The organism is Pseudoalteromonas marina (assembly GCF_000238335.3).
GTDB classification, from domain to species: Bacteria; Pseudomonadota; Gammaproteobacteria; order Enterobacterales; family Alteromonadaceae; genus Pseudoalteromonas; species Pseudoalteromonas marina.
Window position 1 is genome coordinate 40709 of record NZ_AHCB03000008.1, and the last position, 18829, is coordinate 59537.

Consider the following 18829-nt stretch of genomic DNA (forward strand, 5'->3'; position numbering starts at 1 on the left):
ATTTTTAGTAAAAAACGGCCGTTATAGAAGTATTTTGATATTTATTTAATAAGATCATATTTAATTGATCGTTATTTAAAATTATTTTCGATCTAAATAATCGGTTATCAACACCCTTTATATCCACACAATGATCAACATTACTTCTATATTAAACATTCATCATATTTGGACTTACAAAAGCTTAAAATCAATAACTTACAAAATTTTAGCTACATAGAGTATAAAGTTAAACAGAACTTCCCCCAATCTTATTAACAGTTTGATCAGAAGGTTACATTTGAAGGTATTATTTTACATCTATATAAATCAACAACTTAAAAAAACTTTAAACAATGATCTAAAAATTAGCCTAAAAATAGTTATCCAAACCCACACTCTTCCCTTTACTGCAGTTTGTACTCGGCTATCATAGGCAGCAATTAAAACTAATGCGATCATAACTAATCATGAGTTCAGTAAATATTATTGTGGGCAGCCAAATGGGATCGGCCGAGTATGTTGCGGAGCAATTAAGCGATGAGCTAAATAACCAAGGTATTACAACCCAACTCCATGATCAGCCAAAATTTAATGAAATAGATCAACACAATACGCTCTGGTTAATATGTACATCTACTTATGGCGCAGGTGATTATCCCGATAATCTTTTAAGCTTTGTAGAACAAGTAGCGCAATCAACTGATTTAAAGCATTTAAAGTTTTCGGTTATTGCATTAGGTGATACCAGCTACGACACATATAACTTAGCAGGGCGCAATATAGAAGCACTACTAAGCAAAAAAGGCGCTATAAAAGTGGCTGAACGCTTAGAGTTAAATATATTAGACGAGTCACTCCCTGAAGACACAGCCCTCGCCTGGTTAGACACTTGGGTTACCCAAACAGGTTTAAAATAAAGAGATCAAGTAAAATCTCATATAAAAGTTACTCACAATTTACTAATAATTTAATTAATAATGTGGATAAAGTTTGAATAAACTGCATTTTAAAGCATGCTTATCCATGGGATAAGATCTAACTAATCTCATCCTGTGCATAAAGTGGCTTTTTGATCAGTGCTTATTTGTGGGATGATCCGATCATATTAACACCTTTAGATCAGATCTAATTTAATGTTTTTAAACAAGATCTAAAGCTTATCAACAGAAAACCCGATCAGTAGTAGTAATAGTATTAAAAGATCTCTTTAAAAGATCCTTTATATTATTAGAGATCACTTACTTAGATCTGAGCACAGTTTAATCATTTATCTTCTGCTCATTTCTAGGTAGAATACGCTCCCTTTTGAAGTTTACCGGTTTGATTTAAGTAGGATCCCATTAATGATTTTTCATGAAAATTTTGACGTTATCGTAGTAGGTGGTGGACATGCAGGCACTGAAGCCGCATTGGCAGCTGCCCGTATGGGGATGAATACCCTGCTACTAACTCACAATATGGATACCCTTGGTCAAATGTCTTGTAACCCAGCAATTGGTGGGATAGGCAAAGGTCATTTGGTAAAAGAAATCGACGCGCTTGGCGGTGCAATGGCACAAGCTATTGATAAAGGCGGGATCCAATTTCGTACTTTAAATTCTTCAAAGGGACCTGCGGTTCGTGCAACCCGTGCACAAGCTGATCGCGCTTTGTATAAAGCGGCTATTCAAACCACATTACAAAATCAAGAAAACTTAAAAATATTTCAGCAGTCGTGTGATGATCTTATTGTTGAAAACGATCGAGTAACCGGCGTAGTAACTCAAATGGGGTTACGTTTTAGTGCACCTAGTGTAGTACTTACCGTAGGTACATTTTTAGGTGGCCAAATACATATTGGTTTAGAAAATTACAAAGGCGGACGTGCAGGTGATCCACCATCAATAGCTTTAGCACAACGATTACGTGAACAGCCTTTTAGAGTAGATCGTTTAAAAACAGGTACTCCACCACGTATTGATGCGCGTACGGTTGATTTTAGCAAAATGCAGGAGCAACCAGGCGATGCCCCTACACCTGTATTTTCATTTTTAGGTAAACAAAGTGACCACCCGCAACAAATACCGTGTTACATCACTTACACAAATGAAAAAACACATGATGTTATACGCAAAAACTTACATCGCTCACCCATGTACTCAGGTGTTATTGAAGGCATTGGTCCACGTTACTGCCCATCTATTGAAGATAAAATTGTTCGCTTTGCAGATAAAGACAAACACCAAATATTTGTAGAGCCAGAGGGTTTAACATCTTACGAGCTTTACCCTAATGGTATTTCGACAAGTCTACCGTTTGATGTGCAATTAGAAATAGTGCAATCGATCACCGGTTTTGAAAATGCACATATTTGCCGACCAGGTTATGCTATTGAATACGATTACTTTGATCCACGTGATTTAAAACAATCACTAGAAACTAAATTTATTGAAGGCTTATTCTTTGCAGGCCAAATAAACGGAACTACTGGCTACGAAGAAGCGGGTGCACAAGGCTTAATTGCTGGTATGAACGCGGCACTTAAAGTGCAAGGTAAAGATTCGTGGACGCCACGTCGTGACGAAGCATACGTTGGTGTATTAATTGACGACTTAGCAACGCTTGGTACAAAAGAACCTTACCGTATGTTTACCAGCCGTGCTGAATACCGTTTATTGTTGCGTGAAGATAATGCCGATATTCGTCTAACTGAAAAAGGCCGTGAGCTAGGTTTAGTTAACGATGAGCGCTGGCAGGCATTTAACGAAAAAATGGAAATTATTGAAAAAGAAAAACAACGTATAAAAGACACGTGGATTCACAAAGATCATACTGTTGTTGATCAAGTAAACGCTTTATTAAAAGCCCCACTAACGCGTGAAGCAAGTTTAGAAGAATTACTACGCCGCCCAGAGATCCGTTATGATGATCTAATGGCTATTGAAGGCTTAGGATCTGAATTTACAAATAAAGCGGCTTTAGAGCAGGTTGAGATCCATACAAAATACGCAGGTTACATTGCCCGTCAGCAAGATGAGATCAATAAACAGCTTCGCCATGAAGAAACAATTTTACCAAAAGAGTTTGATTATAAAACCGTATCAGGTTTATCAAACGAGGTAGTGGCAAAACTAGAAGAGTCTCGTCCAGACACTATTGGTCAAGCTTCGCGTATTTCTGGTATCACACCAGCGGCTATTTCGTTATTATTAGTGTATCTGAAGAAGCAAGGCTTATTACGCAAATCTGCGTAACGGTAAGGGCACCTAGTGTTACAACAACAATTAACTACATTGTTAGCGCAAACTGATATTGCGCTAACAGAAAAACAACAGCAACAGCTTGTTCGTTACGTTGAACTATTGGATAAGTGGAACAAAGCGTATAACTTAACCTCAGTACGTTTACCTCAAGAAATGATGGTAAAGCATATTATGGATAGCCTTGTTGTTGCACCTCATTTACCCGGTCATCATTATATTGATGTTGGTACAGGCCCTGGGCTTCCTGGTATTGTATTAGCTATTGCACTTCCTAATACCCAATTTGTGTTACTCGACAGCTTAGGTAAACGTGTACGCTTTTTAATGCACGTAAAGCATGAACTTGGGCTTGATAATGTTACCCCGGTACAGTCAAGAGTTGAAGAATATCAGCCAAGTGTTAAATTAGATGGCGTACTCAGTCGTGCATTTGCATCATTACAAGATATGGTTGATTGGTGTTCACACCTAATTGATCAATCTGGCCATTTTATTGCGCTTAAAGGCGTTTACCCTAGCGAAGAGTTAGAGTCATTACCCGCTGGCGTAAAGTTTGAGAAAAAAATTGCATTAGAAGTACCTGAGTTAGATGCACAACGACATTTAATTATTCTTTCTAAAGACTAGGGATCAGAGACACTGTGGCAAAAGTCATCGCATTAGCAAATCAAAAAGGGGGTGTAGGTAAAACTACGACCGCTGTTAATCTCGCTGCGTCTATGGCCGCAACGAAGCGTAAAGTGCTGTTAATTGATCTCGACCCGCAAGGTAATGCCACTATGGGCAGTGGTGTAGATAAATATGGCGACGTGCCCACTATTTACGACCTACTTATTGAAGATAAGCCCATTGAAGACGTGATCATTAAAGAAACATCTGGCGAATACCATATGATTGCAGCAAACGGAGACGTAACCGCTGCCGAAGTTAAACTAATGGAATTATTTGCCCGTGAAGTGCGTCTTCGTAATGCACTTGAAAAAATTCAGGACCAATACGAGTTTATATTTATAGACTGCCCGCCTTCATTAAACATGCTAACTGTTAATGCTATGGCCGCTGCAGATTCTATTTTAGTACCAATGCAATGTGAATATTATGCACTGGAAGGCCTAACAGCATTAATGGATACCATTACGCAATTGGCTAAATTAGTAAATCCTGAATTAAAAATTGAAGGCATATTACGCACTATGTACGATCCGCGTAACCGCCTAGCAAACGACGTTTCAGAACAATTAAAACAACATTTTGGTGATAAAGTGTATCGCACTGTGATCCCACGAAATGTTCGTCTAGCTGAGGCGCCAAGTTTTGGCGCACCTGCTATGTATTACGACAGAGCATCAAGTGGCGCAAAAGCGTATTTGGCACTTGCCGGTGAAATGCTGCGAAGAAAAGAAAAAACAGCGTCCGTTGTCGCCTAACTTTGAGGTAAAAAAATAACATGTCTGCTAAAAAACGAGGTTTAGGCCGAGGACTCGATGCACTTTTAAGTTCGTCTAAGCCTGCACCGAGCGCCAGCAAGGAACAAGACACACAAAACGTAACAGAGGTTGTCCAAAGCACAGTTAGTGCTACAGATAACCCGTTACAAACATTGCCTATTGAGTTTTTGCATTCAGGCAAGTACCAACCTCGTAAAGACATGTCTGAAGAGGCACTCGAAGAACTCGCCAGCTCTATTCGCTCACAAGGCATTATTCAACCTATCGTTGTGCGCCCTATTGCCCACAATAGCTATGAAATTATTGCCGGTGAACGTCGTTGGCGCGCAGCGCAAATTGCAAAACTAGACGCAGTTCCGTGTATTATTAAAGATGTACCCGATGAAGCCGCCGTTGCTATAGCACTGATTGAAAATATTCAGCGTGAAGATTTAAATGCAATGGAAGAAGCGGTTGCGCTTAATCGTTTATTAAATGAGTTTGAATTAACACATCAGCAAGTGGCTGATGCAGTTGGTAAATCAAGAACCACCGTAACAAACTTATTACGTTTAAATAATTTAAATAGTGATGTAAAAATTCTGTTAGAACATGGTGACATAGAAATGGGCCATGCGCGTTGTTTACTAGCACTTGAAGGCGAAGCGCAGTCTGACGCAGCACGAACCGCCGTTGCAAAGGCACTAACAGTAAGAGAAACTGAAAAGCTAGTGCGTGCAATTTTAGAGCCAGCACCCGCCAAACAAGAACACCAAAAAGACCCAGATGTTAAACAGTTAGAACAACAATTAGCTGAAAACCTAGGTGCTAAAGTAGAGATAAACTACAACAAAAAAGGCAAAGGTAAATTGGTTATTTCATATACTAATTTAGACGAGCTTGACGGCATTTTGAATCGTATTAATCACGACAATACCCACCATTGATCTATTACATGTCTAAAAAGAGACATTTGTAGCAAATTTGTGTTACAAACACTCTACTCAAGTTGCAAAACTGGCAGGATACAGTATAATTTCGCCAGTTTTCACACCCTAACGATTTGAACGCCATTAAGGTTAACAAAAAGTGAATAATAAGTTAGCAAGTCCGTATAGGCTTGCCGCATTTAAACTAATTTGTCTTCAGGGTGTTGTAGCATTATTTGCTGCCGTAATTATTTTTATTGGTTTGGGAGTTGAAGCCAGTCTGTCAGCGTTAGCTGGTGGTGCAGTTGCGATACTTCCTCACTGTGTTTTTGCACTTTACGCATTCCGATTTATGGGGGCGAGTCGTGCAGAACAAGCGTATAACGCGTTAAAACGCGGTAACGCACTAAAGTTTATGCTGACAATCATATTGTTTGCGCTAGTACTAAAGCATTTTCCGGTAGTTCTACTGCCCTTTTTTAGTATCTATGTACTGGCTTTATTCACTGGATTGTTTGCACCCGTTTTTTTTAAACATTAACTTTTGGGATATAACATGGCTGCAGAAGAAGTTACTCTATCTAGCCATATCCAGCACCACTTAACCAATGCTAAGATGTGCTCGACCGACGCCGGTCTAGCCTTCAATAAAGCATGTACGGACAGTGGTTTTTGGACATGGCATGTAGATACCCTCGCATGGTCAATCGGACTAGGTCTTATCTTTTTATGGATCTTCCGTAGTGCCGCTAAAAAATCAACATTGGGCGTACCAGGTAAATTTCAGTGTTTCATTGAAATGATAGTTGAGTTCGTTGGCGACAACGTACGTGATACTTTCCATGGTAAAAGCAAGCTGATTGCACCATTAGCATTAACGATATTCGTTTGGATATTCTTAATGAACTTAATGGATTTAATCCCAGTTGACTTCTTACCTGCATTTGCTGGTTTAGTAGGTGAGCAAGCCTTTGGCATGGACTCACACGACGTATACATGAAAATTGTACCAACAACAGATATAAACTTAACTGCAGCGCTGGCGCTAGGTGTGTTTATATTAATGATTGGTTACTCAATTAAAATTAAAGGTATCGGCGGTTTTATTAAAGAGCTAACACTTCACCCGTTTAGTTCAAACAATACAGCTATGCAGATTCTTTTAATCCCATTCAATCTATTACTAGAGCTTATCGCATTGGTTTCTAAGCCGTTTTCACTGGCGCTGCGTTTGTTCGGTAACTTATATGCAGGTGAACTAATCTTCATCCTAATAGGTGCGATTGGCTTAATGCAACTACCGTTGCACTTTGTTTGGGCTGTATTCCATATCTTAGTAATCGTATTGCAAGCATTCGTATTCATGATGCTAACAATCGTATACCTAAGCATGGCAAGTTCAGATAATCACTAATTTATAACTTTTAATTTTTACTTTTAATTACAATTGAAACTTTGGAGAAAAAAATGGAACTAGTATTAGGTCTTAAGTACATCGCAGTAGCTTTACTTATCGGCTTCGGTGCAATCGGTACAGCAATCGGTTTTGGTAACATGGGCGGTAAATTCCTTGAAGCATGTGCGCGTCAACCAGAGCTTGCACCATCGCTACAAGTTAAAATGTTTATCCTTGCTGGTCTAATCGATGCTGTAGCAATGATTGGTGTTGGTATCGCGATGGTATTGTTGTTCGTACTTTAATTTTATTTTTTGAACAGCTTACTATTTAAGGAGGAGCGGTTGTGAACTTAAACGCCACTCTTATCGGTGAATTAATTGCGTTTACGGTGTTCGTACTTTTCTGTATGAAGTTCGTATGGCCACCACTAAACGGTGCAATTGAAGCTCGCCAGAAGAAAATCGAAGATGGTTTAGCTGCCTCTGATAGAGCCGAAAAAGACTTAGAACTTGCGCAACAAAAAGCTGCAGAACAGCTTAAAGATGCAAAAGCTCAAGCGGCTGATATCATTGATCAAGCTAAAAAGCGTGCCGTGCTAATTGTTGACGAAGAAACAGTTCGTGGACAAGAAGAGCGTGAAAAAATTATTGCTCAAGGGCACTCTGAAATTGAATCAGAGCGTAACCGTGTGACAGAAGAGCTACGTAAGCAAGTAGCAACACTGGCTGTGGTTGGCGCAGAGAGAATTTTAGAGCGTGAAATCAATCAAGCCGCACATAGTGACATCGTTGAAAAACTTGTCGCTGAGCTGTAATTAGGAGGGTATGAGCATGTCTGAATTGACTACTATCGCTCGCCCATACGCTAAAGCGGCTTTTGAGCTTGCCGTTGAAAAAGGCGCTATTGAAAGCTGGAATGACATGTTGTTTTTCGCTGGCCACGTTGCCAGCGACGAGCAAGCATCAGCCATTTTAGCTGGATTGCCTACTGCTTCTGCACAAGCTGAGTTATTTATTAACTTATGCGCAGAGCAGCTCAACGAACAAGGTCAGAACCTAGTGAAGGTGATGGCTGAAAATGGACGTTTGATTGCACTGCCTGAGGTTGCACAGTTATTCGCTGCGTTTAAAGCAGAGTATGACAAAGAAATCGATGTAGACGTGATTTCGGCAACCCCTCTTACTGCAGCGCAGCAAGAGTCATTGGTAGCGACACTTGAAAAACGTTTCGCACGCAAAGTTAAGCTGAATTGTAGTGAAGACGCGTCAGTAGTTGGCGGCCTTATTATTAAGGCAGGCGACACTGTAATCGACGGCTCTGTACGCGGAAAATTAAACCGCTTAGCCACAACACTACAATCGTAATTGGGAAAAAGAGCATGCAACTTAATTCCACTGAAATTTCAGAACTAATCAAACAACGTATTGAGAAGTTCGAAGTTGTAAGTGAAGCTCGTAACGAAGGTACAATTGTATCTGTTACTGACGGTATCATCCGCATCCACGGTCTAGCTGACTGTATGCAAGGTGAGATGATTGAGCTTCCTGGCAACCGTTATGCTATCGCACTAAACCTTGAGCGCGACTCAATTGGTGCAGTAGTAATGGGTCCATACGCTGACCTTACTGAAGGCGTAAAAGTATATACAACTGGTCGTATCTTAGAAGTTCCTGTTGGTGCTGGCTTACTTGGTCGTGTTGTAAACACGCTAGGTGCTCCTATCGACGGTAAAGGCGCTTTAGACAACGACGGGTTTGAACCTGTAGAAAAAATTGCACCAGGTGTAATCGAGCGTCAATCTGTAGATGAGCCAGTACAAACTGGTTACAAATCTATTGATGCGATGATTCCAGTTGGTCGTGGTCAGCGTGAGCTTGTAATCGGTGACCGCCAAACAGGTAAAACTGCACTAGCAATCGATGCGATCATTAACCAAAAAGACACAGGCGTTAAGTGTGTGTACGTAGCGGTTGGTCAAAAAGCATCTACTATTGCTAACGTAGTACGTAAATTAGAAGAGCACGGTGCACTTGCAAATACTATCGTAGTTGTAGCATCTGCTTCTGAGTCTGCGGCACTTCAGTACTTAGCACCGTTCTCGGGCTGTACTATGGGTGAATACTTCCGTGACCGTGGTGAAAACGCATTAATCGTATATGATGATTTATCTAAGCAAGCTGTTGCTTACCGTCAAATCTCATTGCTACTTAAGCGTCCACCAGGTCGTGAAGCATACCCAGGTGACGTATTCTATCTTCACTCGCGTCTTTTAGAGCGTGCATCGCGTGTAAACGCTGATTACGTTGAAAAGTTCACTAACGGTGAAGTGAAAGGACAAACTGGTTCATTGACGGCATTGCCTATCATTGAAACTCAAGGCGGCGACGTTTCTGCGTTCGTACCGACTAACGTTATCTCTATCACCGATGGTCAGATCTTCTTAGAAACTGACTTATTCAACTCAGGTATCCGTCCGGCAGTAAATGCTGGTATCTCGGTATCGCGTGTTGGTGGTGCTGCACAAACTAAAATCGTTAAGAAACTAGGAGGCGGTATCCGTCTAGCCCTAGCTCAGTACCGTGAATTAGCTGCGTTCTCGCAGTTCGCGTCTGACCTTGACGATGCTACACGTGCTCAACTTGAGCATGGTGAGCGTGTAACAGAGCTAATGAAGCAGAAACAGTACGCGCCAATGTCTGTTGCTGAAATGTCTTTGTCGTTATTTGCAGCTGAGAAAGGTTATCTTAAAGATATCGAAATCGCTAAAATCATGGATTTCGAAGCAGCTTTACTTTCTTACGCAAGTAGCACATACGCAGAGCTTGTGGCTCAAATCAATGAAACTGGTAACTACAACGCCGAGATCGAAGCGCAACTTAAAGAACTTCTAGAGAAGTTCAAGTCTACGCAAACTTGGTAATTTAGTTATTAATGGTGCGCTTTAGTTTACTAAAGCACACCTTGATTCGGAGAGAGAGTCATGGCCAGCGGAAAAGAGATTAAAAGCAAGATCGGGAGTATTAAAAATACTCAAAAGATCACTAGCGCAATGGAAATGGTTGCTGCGTCTAAAATGAAAAAGGCGCAAGAACGAGTGGCTTCAAGCCGTCCATACGCTGACAAATTACGCAAAGTGATTGGTCGTGTTGCTCAAGCAAATCTTGATTTTACTCACCCGTTCTTAGAAGAACGTGAAGTAAAACGAGTTGGTTATATTGTTATCTCTACTGACCGTGGTCTATGTGGCGGCCTAAACTCAAACGAGTTTAAGAAAGTTGCATTAGACATAAAAGCATGGAAAGAAAAAGGTGTAGACGCAGAGTTTGCAACTTTAGGCAGCAAAGCTGCTGGTTTCTTTCAACGCTTTGGTGGTCAAGTGCTTGCTAAAAAAGCAGGCCTAGGAGATAAACCTTCAGTACAAGACGTTATTGGTCCTGTAAAAGTAATGCTTGATGCATTCTCTGAAGGTAAAATTGACCGTTTATTCCTGGTATATAACAACTTCGTTAATACCATGAAGCAAGAGCCAACAATAGATCAGTTACTCCCTTTGCCAAAAGCTGAAGAAGAAGTATCTGCCCACACATGGGACTACTTATACGAACCTAACCCAGACGCTATTTTAGAGTCTTTGTTAGTTCGCTTTGTAGAATCTCAGGTATACCAAGGTGTGGTTGAGAACGCTGCCTCTGAACAGGCTGCCCGTATGGTTGCGATGAAAGCCGCAACTGATAACGCTGGCGACCTTATGGATGAGTTACAGCTTGTTTACAACAAGGCCCGCCAAGCGGCAATCACACAAGAAATTAGTGAGATTGTTTCTGGTTCAGCCGCAGTTTAATGCTTCAGGCAAAGATTAACGAGAGGAATAGACATGAGTTTAGGTAAGGTCGTCCAAATTATCGGTGCCGTTGTGGATATTGAATTTTCACAAGACAACGTGCCAGCCGTATATGACGCGCTAAAAGTAACAGATGGCGATTTAGCTGGTTTGACTCTAGAAGTTCAACAGCAGCTAGGTGGCGGTGTGGTACGTACTATCGCACTAGGTACTACAGACGGTTTACGTCGTGGTGCAGCAGTATCAAACACAGGTGAAGCGATTCAAGTTCCAGTTGGTAAAGCAACACTTGGTCGTATCATGAACGTACTTGGTGAGCCAATCGATGAAGCTGGCCCAATCGGCGAAGAAGACCGTATGTCTATTCACCGTGCAGCGCCTTCATACGAAGAGCAATCAAGTTCAGTAGAACTTTTAGAAACAGGTATCAAGGTAATCGACCTTGTATGTCCGTTTGCTAAAGGTGGTAAAGTTGGTTTATTCGGTGGTGCCGGTGTTGGTAAAACCGTAAACATGATGGAACTTATCCGTAACATCGCAATCGAGCACAGCGGCTACTCAGTATTCGCAGGTGTTGGTGAGCGTACTCGTGAGGGTAACGATTTCTACCATGAAATGAACGATTCAAACGTACTTGATAAAGTATCGCTTGTATACGGTCAGATGAACGAGCCTCCAGGTAACCGTTTACGCGTAGCGTTAACAGGTCTTACTATGGCTGAAAAGTTCCGTGACGAAGGTCGCGACGTACTTTTCTTCGTAGATAACATCTACCGTTACACTCTTGCGGGTACAGAAGTATCAGCACTACTTGGTCGTATGCCATCAGCGGTAGGTTACCAGCCTACACTAGCTGAAGAAATGGGTGTACTTCAAGAGCGTATCGCATCTACTAAGACGGGTTCAATCACATCAATCCAAGCGGTATACGTACCTGCGGATGATTTAACGGATCCATCTCCAGCAACAACGTTTGCTCACTTAGATGCAACAGTAGTACTTTCACGTGATATCGCATCACTTGGTATTTACCCAGCGGTAGATCCACTTGATTCATCTTCACGTCAACTTGACCCATTAGTAATTGGTCAAGAGCACTACGATACAGCGCGTGGCGTTCAAACAGTTCTTCAGCGTTACAAAGAACTTAAAGACATCATCGCAATCCTAGGTATGGACGAGCTTTCTGACGAAGATAAGCAACTTGTATCTCGTGCACGTAAAATCCAACGTTTCCTATCTCAGCCGTTCTTCGTGGCAGAGGTATTTACAGGTGCGTCAGGTAAATACGTTTCACTTAAAGACACAATTGCTGGCTTCAAAGGCATTTTAAACGGTGAGTTTGATGACCTTCCAGAGCAAGCGTTCTACATGGTTGGCTCTATCGAAGAAGCTCAAGAAAAAGCCAAAAGCATGTAATTAGGAGGGTAGTATGGCAGCTATGACTGTACATCTTGACGTAGTAAGCGCAGAGCAGAACTTGTTTTCTGGTTTGGTTGAATCGATTCAAGTATCTGGTAGTGAAGGTGAGCTTGGTGTTAATGCCGGTCACGCGCCACTACTAACTGCCCTTAAACCTGGTATGGTGCGTTTAGTTAAGCAATTTGGTGAAGAAGAACTCATCTACATTGCTGGCGGTACACTAGAAGTTCAACCGAACATAGTGACCGTACTTGCAGACACAGCCGTTCGTGGTGAAGACCTAGACGAACAAGCTGCAGAGCAAGCTAAACGTGACGCTGAAGCGCAAATGGCAAAAGGTGCATCGTCAGAGCTTGATTACAATCAAGCGGCAATGCAACTAGCTGAAGCGGTAGCACAATTACGTGTTATTCAGCAATTACGTAAAAAGTAAGCCTATCTGGTTTATAAAAAGCCCACTTTATGTGGGCTTTTTTGTGCTTGTTGCTAAGGTCCGTGTTTAAATTTAAGCTTTTTTTAGTCGTCGAAGTTATTAACTGAGCTTTTCACTTATATCCTTCACCAATCCCCGCTACAATAACGCTATTCAATTAAGTCTATTTTTCAGTCAAGATTCAGTACTAGCAAATTAGTTTACTGAGTATTTGCACAGGGCGTGACTTACGCAATCTTCTGCATAAACAGACTTGTTAACTAAAACAACGGAAAAAGGAAATTGTTTTAATGGCTCTAACTACTGTAATTCTTGCTGCGGGTAAAGGTACTCGTATGCGATCTGCTCTACCAAAAGTGCTGCATAAAGTGGCAGGTAAACCTATGGTGCAGCATGTTATTGATAACGCAAAGGCACTGGGTGCAACAACCACTAATTTAGTTTACGGACACGGCGGCGAACTATTACAACAACAACTTGCCGATAACGATGTTAATTGGGTACTGCAAGCAGAGCAACTTGGTACTGGCCATGCAGTAGCACAAGCAAACCCTCATATTAACGATGACGATACTGTATTGGTTTTATACGGCGATGTTCCTTTAACTAAGCAATCAACGCTTGAGCGCTTATTAGCTGCAACTCCTAAAAATGGGCTAGCGGTATTAACCGTTAACTTGGTTAATCCAAATGGCTACGGTCGTATGCTACGAGAAGATGGCAAACTTGTCGGTATTATTGAGCAAAAAGATGCAAGCGCTGAGCAGTTACTAATTAACGAAGTAAACACCGGTATTATGGCGGTTAATGGCAAACTGTTAAAAACCTGGTTAGGCAACTTATCTAACAATAATGCGCAAGGCGAATACTACCTAACTGATATAGTGGCAATGGCGCACAGTGAAGGTGTAGAAATTACATCGGCTCAACCAGATCATGCAATGGAAGTTGAAGGTGCAAACAACCGCGTACAACTTGCCGGCCTAGAGCGCGCTTACCAAGCGTGGCAAGCAGAAGAATTAATGTTAAATGGTGCCACCCTAGCCGACCCAGCCCGTATTGATGTACGTGGCAATGTTAAAACAGGCGAAGATGTATTAATTGATATAAACGTTATTTTTGAGGGTAATGTAACCCTTGGTAATAACGTACAAATAGGCCCTAACTGTGTACTTAAAAACTGTACCATAGGCGATAACGTTGTAATAAAAGCGAATACCCTTATTGAAGATGCAAGCGTAGCGGCTAAATGTACGCTTGGACCATATGCTCGCCTTCGCCCAGGTGCGGTAATGGAAGAAGACTCGCACATTGGTAACTTTGTAGAGATGAAAAAAACCCGCTTAGGTAAGGGTTCTAAAGCAAACCACTTAAGTTACTTAGGCGATGCTGAAATTGGCGAAAAAGTAAATATTGGCGCAGGTACAATTACCTGTAACTACGATGGGGTGAATAAAGCAAAAACCATTATTGGCGATAACGCTTTTATAGGCTCTAACTCATCACTTGTTGCTCCTGTAAACATTGGTTCTACTGCAACTGTGGGAGCAGGCTCTGTGATCACTAGCACTGTTGAAGACGAGCAGCTGGCAATAGCACGTTCAAAGCAACGTAATTTAACTGGTTGGAAACGACCAGTTAAAAAATAATAATTAAAGGCTACTTAGGTAGCCTTTTTTATTGCAGCTTAAGTTTAAATTGCTCTTTATAACGCCTAGAAAGGTTGAGCACTTTACCTGTAGTTAGTTTTATTTCGCTGTCGCCGCTGGGGAGTGGTGTAATGCATTCTACTTTATCGAGTTTTACGCCATGACTTCGGTGAATCCTACAAAAGCCCTGCACTTCTAGTTGTTTACTTAATTCAGTGAGCGTCACTCTTAAAGGGTAAACGGACGTACCAATATGTAAATTTACATAATTGCCTGAAGATTCAAGCCAATCCACCTCGTCAATTTTTATAATAAATTCTTTACCCCGCTTTTTAACTAATAAGCGATTAATAGTATCAGTATTGTGTTGCGCACCTTCATCAATAGACGAGGCCTCTCCCAACAACTGTTTAACAATATACTGATAAACTTTAATAAGGGTGATAAAGAATAAAAAGCTTATCGCATCTTTTTGGTATTCATATAAAAATTCAAACCAGCTGAGGCCAAAGTTGTAGTGAAGTTCGTTCAACCAATAAATGAGCTTCCGTCCTCCAACCATTACACTAATATGGAATACGCTGAAAATAATAGACGCTACAAAGTAAGTACACAGCGAAAGCCCAATATTATGCCAATTAAAAGGTACTTTTTTTAATAGCCACACTACAGCCGGAAATATAAGTAACGTGCTAAACGCACTTGAATATTCCCATACAAACGGCTCCCATATTAAAAAAGGAAGTTCGCCGTCTCTTTGCGCCTCCATTATTTGAGTTGTCGCATTAACCGTATTGTTTATTACAACGTAGCTAAACAGGAGTAACGCGGCATAAAAAGTTTGAAAACGTTGAAAGTGTTGAAGGTTCATTATGTATGCTTTTATATTTGTAGGCGACAGCTATCCCTGTATACCACCTTTTATCACTATTGCTTGTAATATAAGCACTTATGTATAGTTTTTGCGAGTTATTTTAAGTTAACTACCGGTATCACAAACACATTGGTTAACGTATGAGTACTCAATTAAACGCAATACAATCTACACACTCTCGCCATTACTTTATTGATTGGTTGAGAGTAATTGCATTTGCGACTCTCATTTTTTATCACATAGGTATGTTGTATAGCCAAAATTGGGGGTTTCATTTTAAAAGTAATTATACGTCTGAACACGTAGAGTATTTTATGTTGCTGTTTTCCCCTTGGAGAATGCTGCTAATTTGGTTTATATCAGGGGTAGCACTTCGTTTTATGCTTGATAAAGTAAGTGGCTATAAATTATGTGCCTTATTTGTTTTAAAGCGTTCTCTTTTCATATTACTCCCCCTGCTGGTGGGGTTATGGTTAATTGTGCCTTTTCAGCTTTATGCCGAAATGCATCAACAAGGCGTTATAGATATAACGTACTGGCAGTTCTATTTAGCGTTTTTAGATACCAGTAATAGCATATTTGTTAATTACCAATCTGGAGTATGGCCGCATGTTGATGTAAATCATTTATGGTATTTACGCTCTTTGTGGCAGTTTATGCTTATTGTTTTTATATACTCATTAGTAGCAAAGCTTTCTATTTTTTCTTCTTTATTAAATACGATTCAAGTAAACCTATCATTTTCTATGCTTACAGGCCTATTGGTAATAGCCATGTTGCTTGCTAATAATTGTTTAAAAGGTGATGCAATACGCGAAGTAAGCGGCTTCATATTTTTATTTACAGGCTACCTGTTATCTAAAAACACTTATTTTTGGAAAAGTTTAAATCGATACCTTTGGCTTTTGTGTACAAGTTTTACTCTATTGTATGTGTGTATTGCTTTGGCGTATCAAAATGAACTGGATTTACCAAACTATGTGTGGACTGCAATATACAATACTCAAAGAGTAGTTGGTGTACTTACCATGCTTACCTTAGCGCAGCGTTTTTTAAATTTTAAAGCAGCTTACTTAAACACACTAAATAGCTGGGTGTTTCCCTTTTATGTATTGCATCAAAGTGTATTAATTATTTTATGTTTTGTGCTACAACCTTTTAACCTTGGCCTTATGGTTGAGTTATTTTTAATTATTGTGGGCACTTGGGGGGCGTGCGCAGCTATTACATTAGTGGTAATGCGCATTGATATTATTAGGCCCTTGCTAGGTCTTAAAATAAAAAACAACTATTCGAAAGCGCTTAAAAAAATGGGTTATGTATTGGGTATGTTGCTTACCTTACAATTAGCCTATCAGTTGGCTTTTTAAAGTAAAAAAGCTTTATTAAAAGTGCCACAACTTTGTAATACCTCTGTGTTGATATTTACCTAATACCACACTAAGGAAAAGAACAATGTTAAAAAAATCAATAATAGCGCTTTCACTTTTATCTATGCTGACTGGTTGCTCATTAGATGGCGATGATGGTCAAAATGGCGCACAAGGAGCTCAAGGAGCTCAAGGCGAGCAAGGTACAGCAGGTGAAAATGGAATTAACGGCACCAATGCAAATTCGGCTTTAACTATTAACCTAATAGGACGAGCAGTACTCAATGCGCAAAGCCCTGAAGGTGCTGCCGAAATAGTCGCATATCAAGCATCAAAAAAATGGATTTACGCTATTAATAGCTCGGGGGATGCTGCGGTTGTAAATATTATTCCTGCAGACACATTCGATACAGCTGCTCTAGTGCAAGACAATGAAGGCATTGTAAATACAACAAACTTAAGTACGGCAATTACACTTACCTTAAACGACAACACCCCCGGTGACGCAAACAGCATAGCAATAGATGAAAATAGCAAGTTACTTGCTGTAGCAATGGCTGCTAAAAGTGTTGGAGAGGCAGGTCAAGTTGCCTTTTACGACATAAGCGGCGATACACCAATATTTATAAAAAATGTAACTGCTGGTTTTTTGCCCGATATGGTTACATTTAGCCATGATGGAGCAAAAGTAGTTGTTGCCAACGAAGGGGAACCTAACGGCGACTATAGTATTGATCCACAGGGTTCTATCAGCATTATCAATGTTAATGATGGTGTAATTGCCGACAATGCTACCAATATTGATTTTACAGCATACAACGATAAGCAATCTGAACTTGAAGCACTCGGACTGGTATTTGCTAATCCAACAGGGCGCACCATAAATGGTAATTTAATCAATACCACCGTAGCAATGGACTTAGAGCCAGAATACGTCAGTATTTCTAAAGATAACAAATATGTCTACGTATCGATTCAAGAAAATAACGGACTAGCCATCGTTAATTTAGAAGATAACTCTCTTGAGTTAAAAGGGCTAGGCTTTAAAGACTGGTCTAGCTTACAAATAGACGCATCAGATAAAGACGGCGGTGTTAATTTTAAATCATACCCTGGCTTATATGGCATGTACCAACCAGACACAATTTCAAGCTTTAGCTGGAAAGGCGCAAACTTTATAGTGTCGGCTAATGAAGGTGATGCACGCGAATACTTTTTTGATACAACCAATGAGGCAGATTGCGCAGCCAAAGGCGGCGTAGATTTCGACGAAGACGATGGTTGCCTTGCTTACATAGATGAAAGCCGCGTCGAAGACTTAACGCTTGCTGCTAATTTTGATTACTTAAATAACGACGATAACGACATCGGCCGTTTAAAAGTGACAACGGTTAAAGGTGATACTAATAACGACGGTCAATACGAATCGCTTTATGCCTATGGCGCACGTTCGTTTACCATTTGGGACAGTAATGGGCTGGTGGTGTTTGATTCTGGAGACGATATAGGGCGTATTACCGCATCAGTTCATGGCGAAGCGTTTAATAATAATGAAGATGAAAATAAAGGCGATACACGCTCAGACGATAAAGGCGCAGAACCCGAAGCGCTAACTATAGGTACAATTGGCGAACGCACCTTTGCATTTATTGGACTCGAGCGTATGGGGGGGATCATGATTTACGATATTACTAACCCATATGATGTGCAATTTGAAGACTACTTTTATAACCGAGGTTTAATATCTGGTGCAGAAATTACCGGTGATCTAGCACCAGAAGGAATGACATTCATACCACGCGAACAAAGTGCAACTGGCGAACCACTACTTATCATAGGTAATGAGATATCTGGTTCTATCGCAGTATGGGAAATTTCAGCTAATTAACCACTCTGTAAAAAGCGGAAAATAACATGCTTTATTTTCCGCTTTTTATATTGATAGAGTATTAGCATTTAAGTAGAGATTAAAAATGCATGTTTTTTAAGCTAAAAGCGCCCTCCATCCCTTTATTTGTATACCTTTCGTACTAAAAGTATTTTTATTCAAAAAAGCATGAATTAAACGTTGACCCCCACTCGAATATCCCTATAATGCGACCCCACTGAGACGGCAGGCGCCAACGCATAGCGAGGCAAGAGTTAATCAGAGAGTTAAGTAAAACTTTACTTTTAAAGATTCTAAAAAGAAATTTGAAAACAAAGTATTGACTCGAAAAATAAAGGATGTATTATACGCATCCCTAGCGACAACGTCGCAA

General features: G+C 40.5%; 18 protein-coding genes. 17 read left to right on the top strand and 1 reads right to left on the bottom strand.

Going from position 1 to position 18829, the window contains the following annotated elements:
- The first annotated feature begins 449 nt into the window (after positions 1-449).
- The 15 genes from mioC (at position 450) to glmU (ending at position 14324) form a co-directional block, all read left to right on the top strand.
- Positions 450-899, top strand: a complete 450-nt coding sequence (gene mioC / locus PMAN_RS14160; protein ID WP_006793961.1) for an FMN-binding protein MioC — start codon at positions 450-452, stop codon at positions 897-899.
- A 426-nt stretch (positions 900-1325) separates the two neighbouring features.
- Positions 1326-3215, top strand: a complete 1890-nt coding sequence (mnmG, locus tag PMAN_RS14165) for a tRNA uridine-5-carboxymethylaminomethyl(34) synthesis enzyme MnmG (RefSeq protein WP_006793960.1) — start codon at positions 1326-1328, stop codon at positions 3213-3215.
- Between the two features lie 15 nt (positions 3216-3230).
- Positions 3231-3851 (top strand): 16S rRNA (guanine(527)-N(7))-methyltransferase RsmG, encoded by a 621-nt coding sequence (gene rsmG / locus PMAN_RS14170; RefSeq protein WP_010558112.1) that lies wholly within the window; start codon positions 3231-3233, stop codon positions 3849-3851.
- Between the two features lie 14 nt (positions 3852-3865).
- Complete coding sequence (locus tag PMAN_RS14175) at positions 3866-4651, top strand: ParA family protein (protein ID WP_006793958.1); 786 nt, start codon at positions 3866-3868, stop codon at positions 4649-4651.
- 20 nt (positions 4652-4671) lie between these two features.
- Positions 4672-5598, top strand: coding sequence for a ParB/RepB/Spo0J family partition protein (locus PMAN_RS14180; protein WP_010558111.1), 927 nt, complete (start codon positions 4672-4674; stop codon positions 5596-5598).
- A 142-nt stretch (positions 5599-5740) separates the two neighbouring features.
- Positions 5741-6121 carry an ATP synthase subunit I gene (locus tag PMAN_RS14185; protein WP_006793956.1) on the top strand — a complete coding sequence of 127 codons (381 nt, stop codon included), beginning with the start codon at positions 5741-5743 and terminating at the stop codon, positions 6119-6121.
- Between the two features lie 15 nt (positions 6122-6136).
- The gene (atpB, locus tag PMAN_RS14190) at positions 6137-6994 is read left to right on the top strand and encodes a F0F1 ATP synthase subunit A (RefSeq protein WP_006793955.1); all 858 of its coding nucleotides are present in this window, start codon (positions 6137-6139) and stop codon (positions 6992-6994) included.
- 53 nt (positions 6995-7047) lie between these two features.
- A complete protein-coding gene (gene atpE, locus PMAN_RS14195) occupies positions 7048-7281 on the top strand; it encodes a F0F1 ATP synthase subunit C (protein WP_004335261.1) in 234 nt (77 codons plus the stop codon).
- A 41-nt stretch (positions 7282-7322) separates the two neighbouring features.
- A complete protein-coding gene (gene atpF / locus PMAN_RS14200; protein WP_006793953.1) occupies positions 7323-7793 on the top strand; it encodes a F0F1 ATP synthase subunit B in 471 nt (156 codons plus the stop codon).
- A gap of 16 nt (positions 7794-7809) precedes the next feature.
- Positions 7810-8343: a F0F1 ATP synthase subunit delta gene (gene atpH / locus PMAN_RS14205; RefSeq protein WP_006793952.1), complete on the top strand. Its 534-nt coding sequence runs from the start codon at positions 7810-7812 to the stop codon at positions 8341-8343.
- Positions 8344-8357: 14 nt separating this feature from the next.
- Entirely contained in the window at positions 8358-9899 is a 1542-nt protein-coding gene (gene atpA / locus PMAN_RS14210) for a F0F1 ATP synthase subunit alpha (RefSeq protein ID WP_006793951.1), read from the top strand.
- A 60-nt stretch (positions 9900-9959) separates the two neighbouring features.
- A complete protein-coding gene (atpG, locus tag PMAN_RS14215; RefSeq protein WP_010558110.1) occupies positions 9960-10820 on the top strand; it encodes a F0F1 ATP synthase subunit gamma in 861 nt (286 codons plus the stop codon).
- Between the two features lie 33 nt (positions 10821-10853).
- Positions 10854-12239, top strand: coding sequence for a F0F1 ATP synthase subunit beta (gene atpD / locus PMAN_RS14220; RefSeq protein WP_006793949.1), 1386 nt, complete (start codon positions 10854-10856; stop codon positions 12237-12239).
- A 13-nt stretch (positions 12240-12252) separates the two neighbouring features.
- Positions 12253-12675, top strand: a complete 423-nt coding sequence (locus PMAN_RS14225) for a F0F1 ATP synthase subunit epsilon (RefSeq protein WP_006793948.1) — start codon at positions 12253-12255, stop codon at positions 12673-12675.
- 290 nt (positions 12676-12965) lie between these two features.
- Positions 12966-14324: a bifunctional UDP-N-acetylglucosamine diphosphorylase/glucosamine-1-phosphate N-acetyltransferase GlmU gene (glmU, locus tag PMAN_RS14230; RefSeq protein ID WP_010558109.1), complete on the top strand. Its 1359-nt coding sequence runs from the start codon at positions 12966-12968 to the stop codon at positions 14322-14324.
- Positions 14325-14352: 28 nt separating this feature from the next.
- Here the strand turns inward: glmU and PMAN_RS14235 are convergent, their stop codons facing one another.
- Positions 14353-15195, bottom strand: coding sequence for a LytR/AlgR family response regulator transcription factor (locus tag PMAN_RS14235; RefSeq protein ID WP_010558108.1), 843 nt, complete (start codon positions 15193-15195; stop codon positions 14353-14355).
- 143 nt (positions 15196-15338) lie between these two features.
- Between PMAN_RS14235 and PMAN_RS14240 the strand changes: the two genes are divergently transcribed.
- Together PMAN_RS14240 and PMAN_RS14245 are read left to right on the top strand one after the other, a co-directional pair.
- Entirely contained in the window at positions 15339-16568 is a 1230-nt protein-coding gene (locus PMAN_RS14240) for an acyltransferase family protein (protein WP_010558107.1), read from the top strand.
- 85 nt (positions 16569-16653) lie between these two features.
- On the top strand, positions 16654-18456 hold the full coding sequence (locus PMAN_RS14245) for a choice-of-anchor I family protein (RefSeq protein ID WP_010558106.1): 1803 nt from the start codon (positions 16654-16656) through the stop codon (positions 18454-18456).
- Positions 18457-18829: the final 373 nt, after the last annotated feature.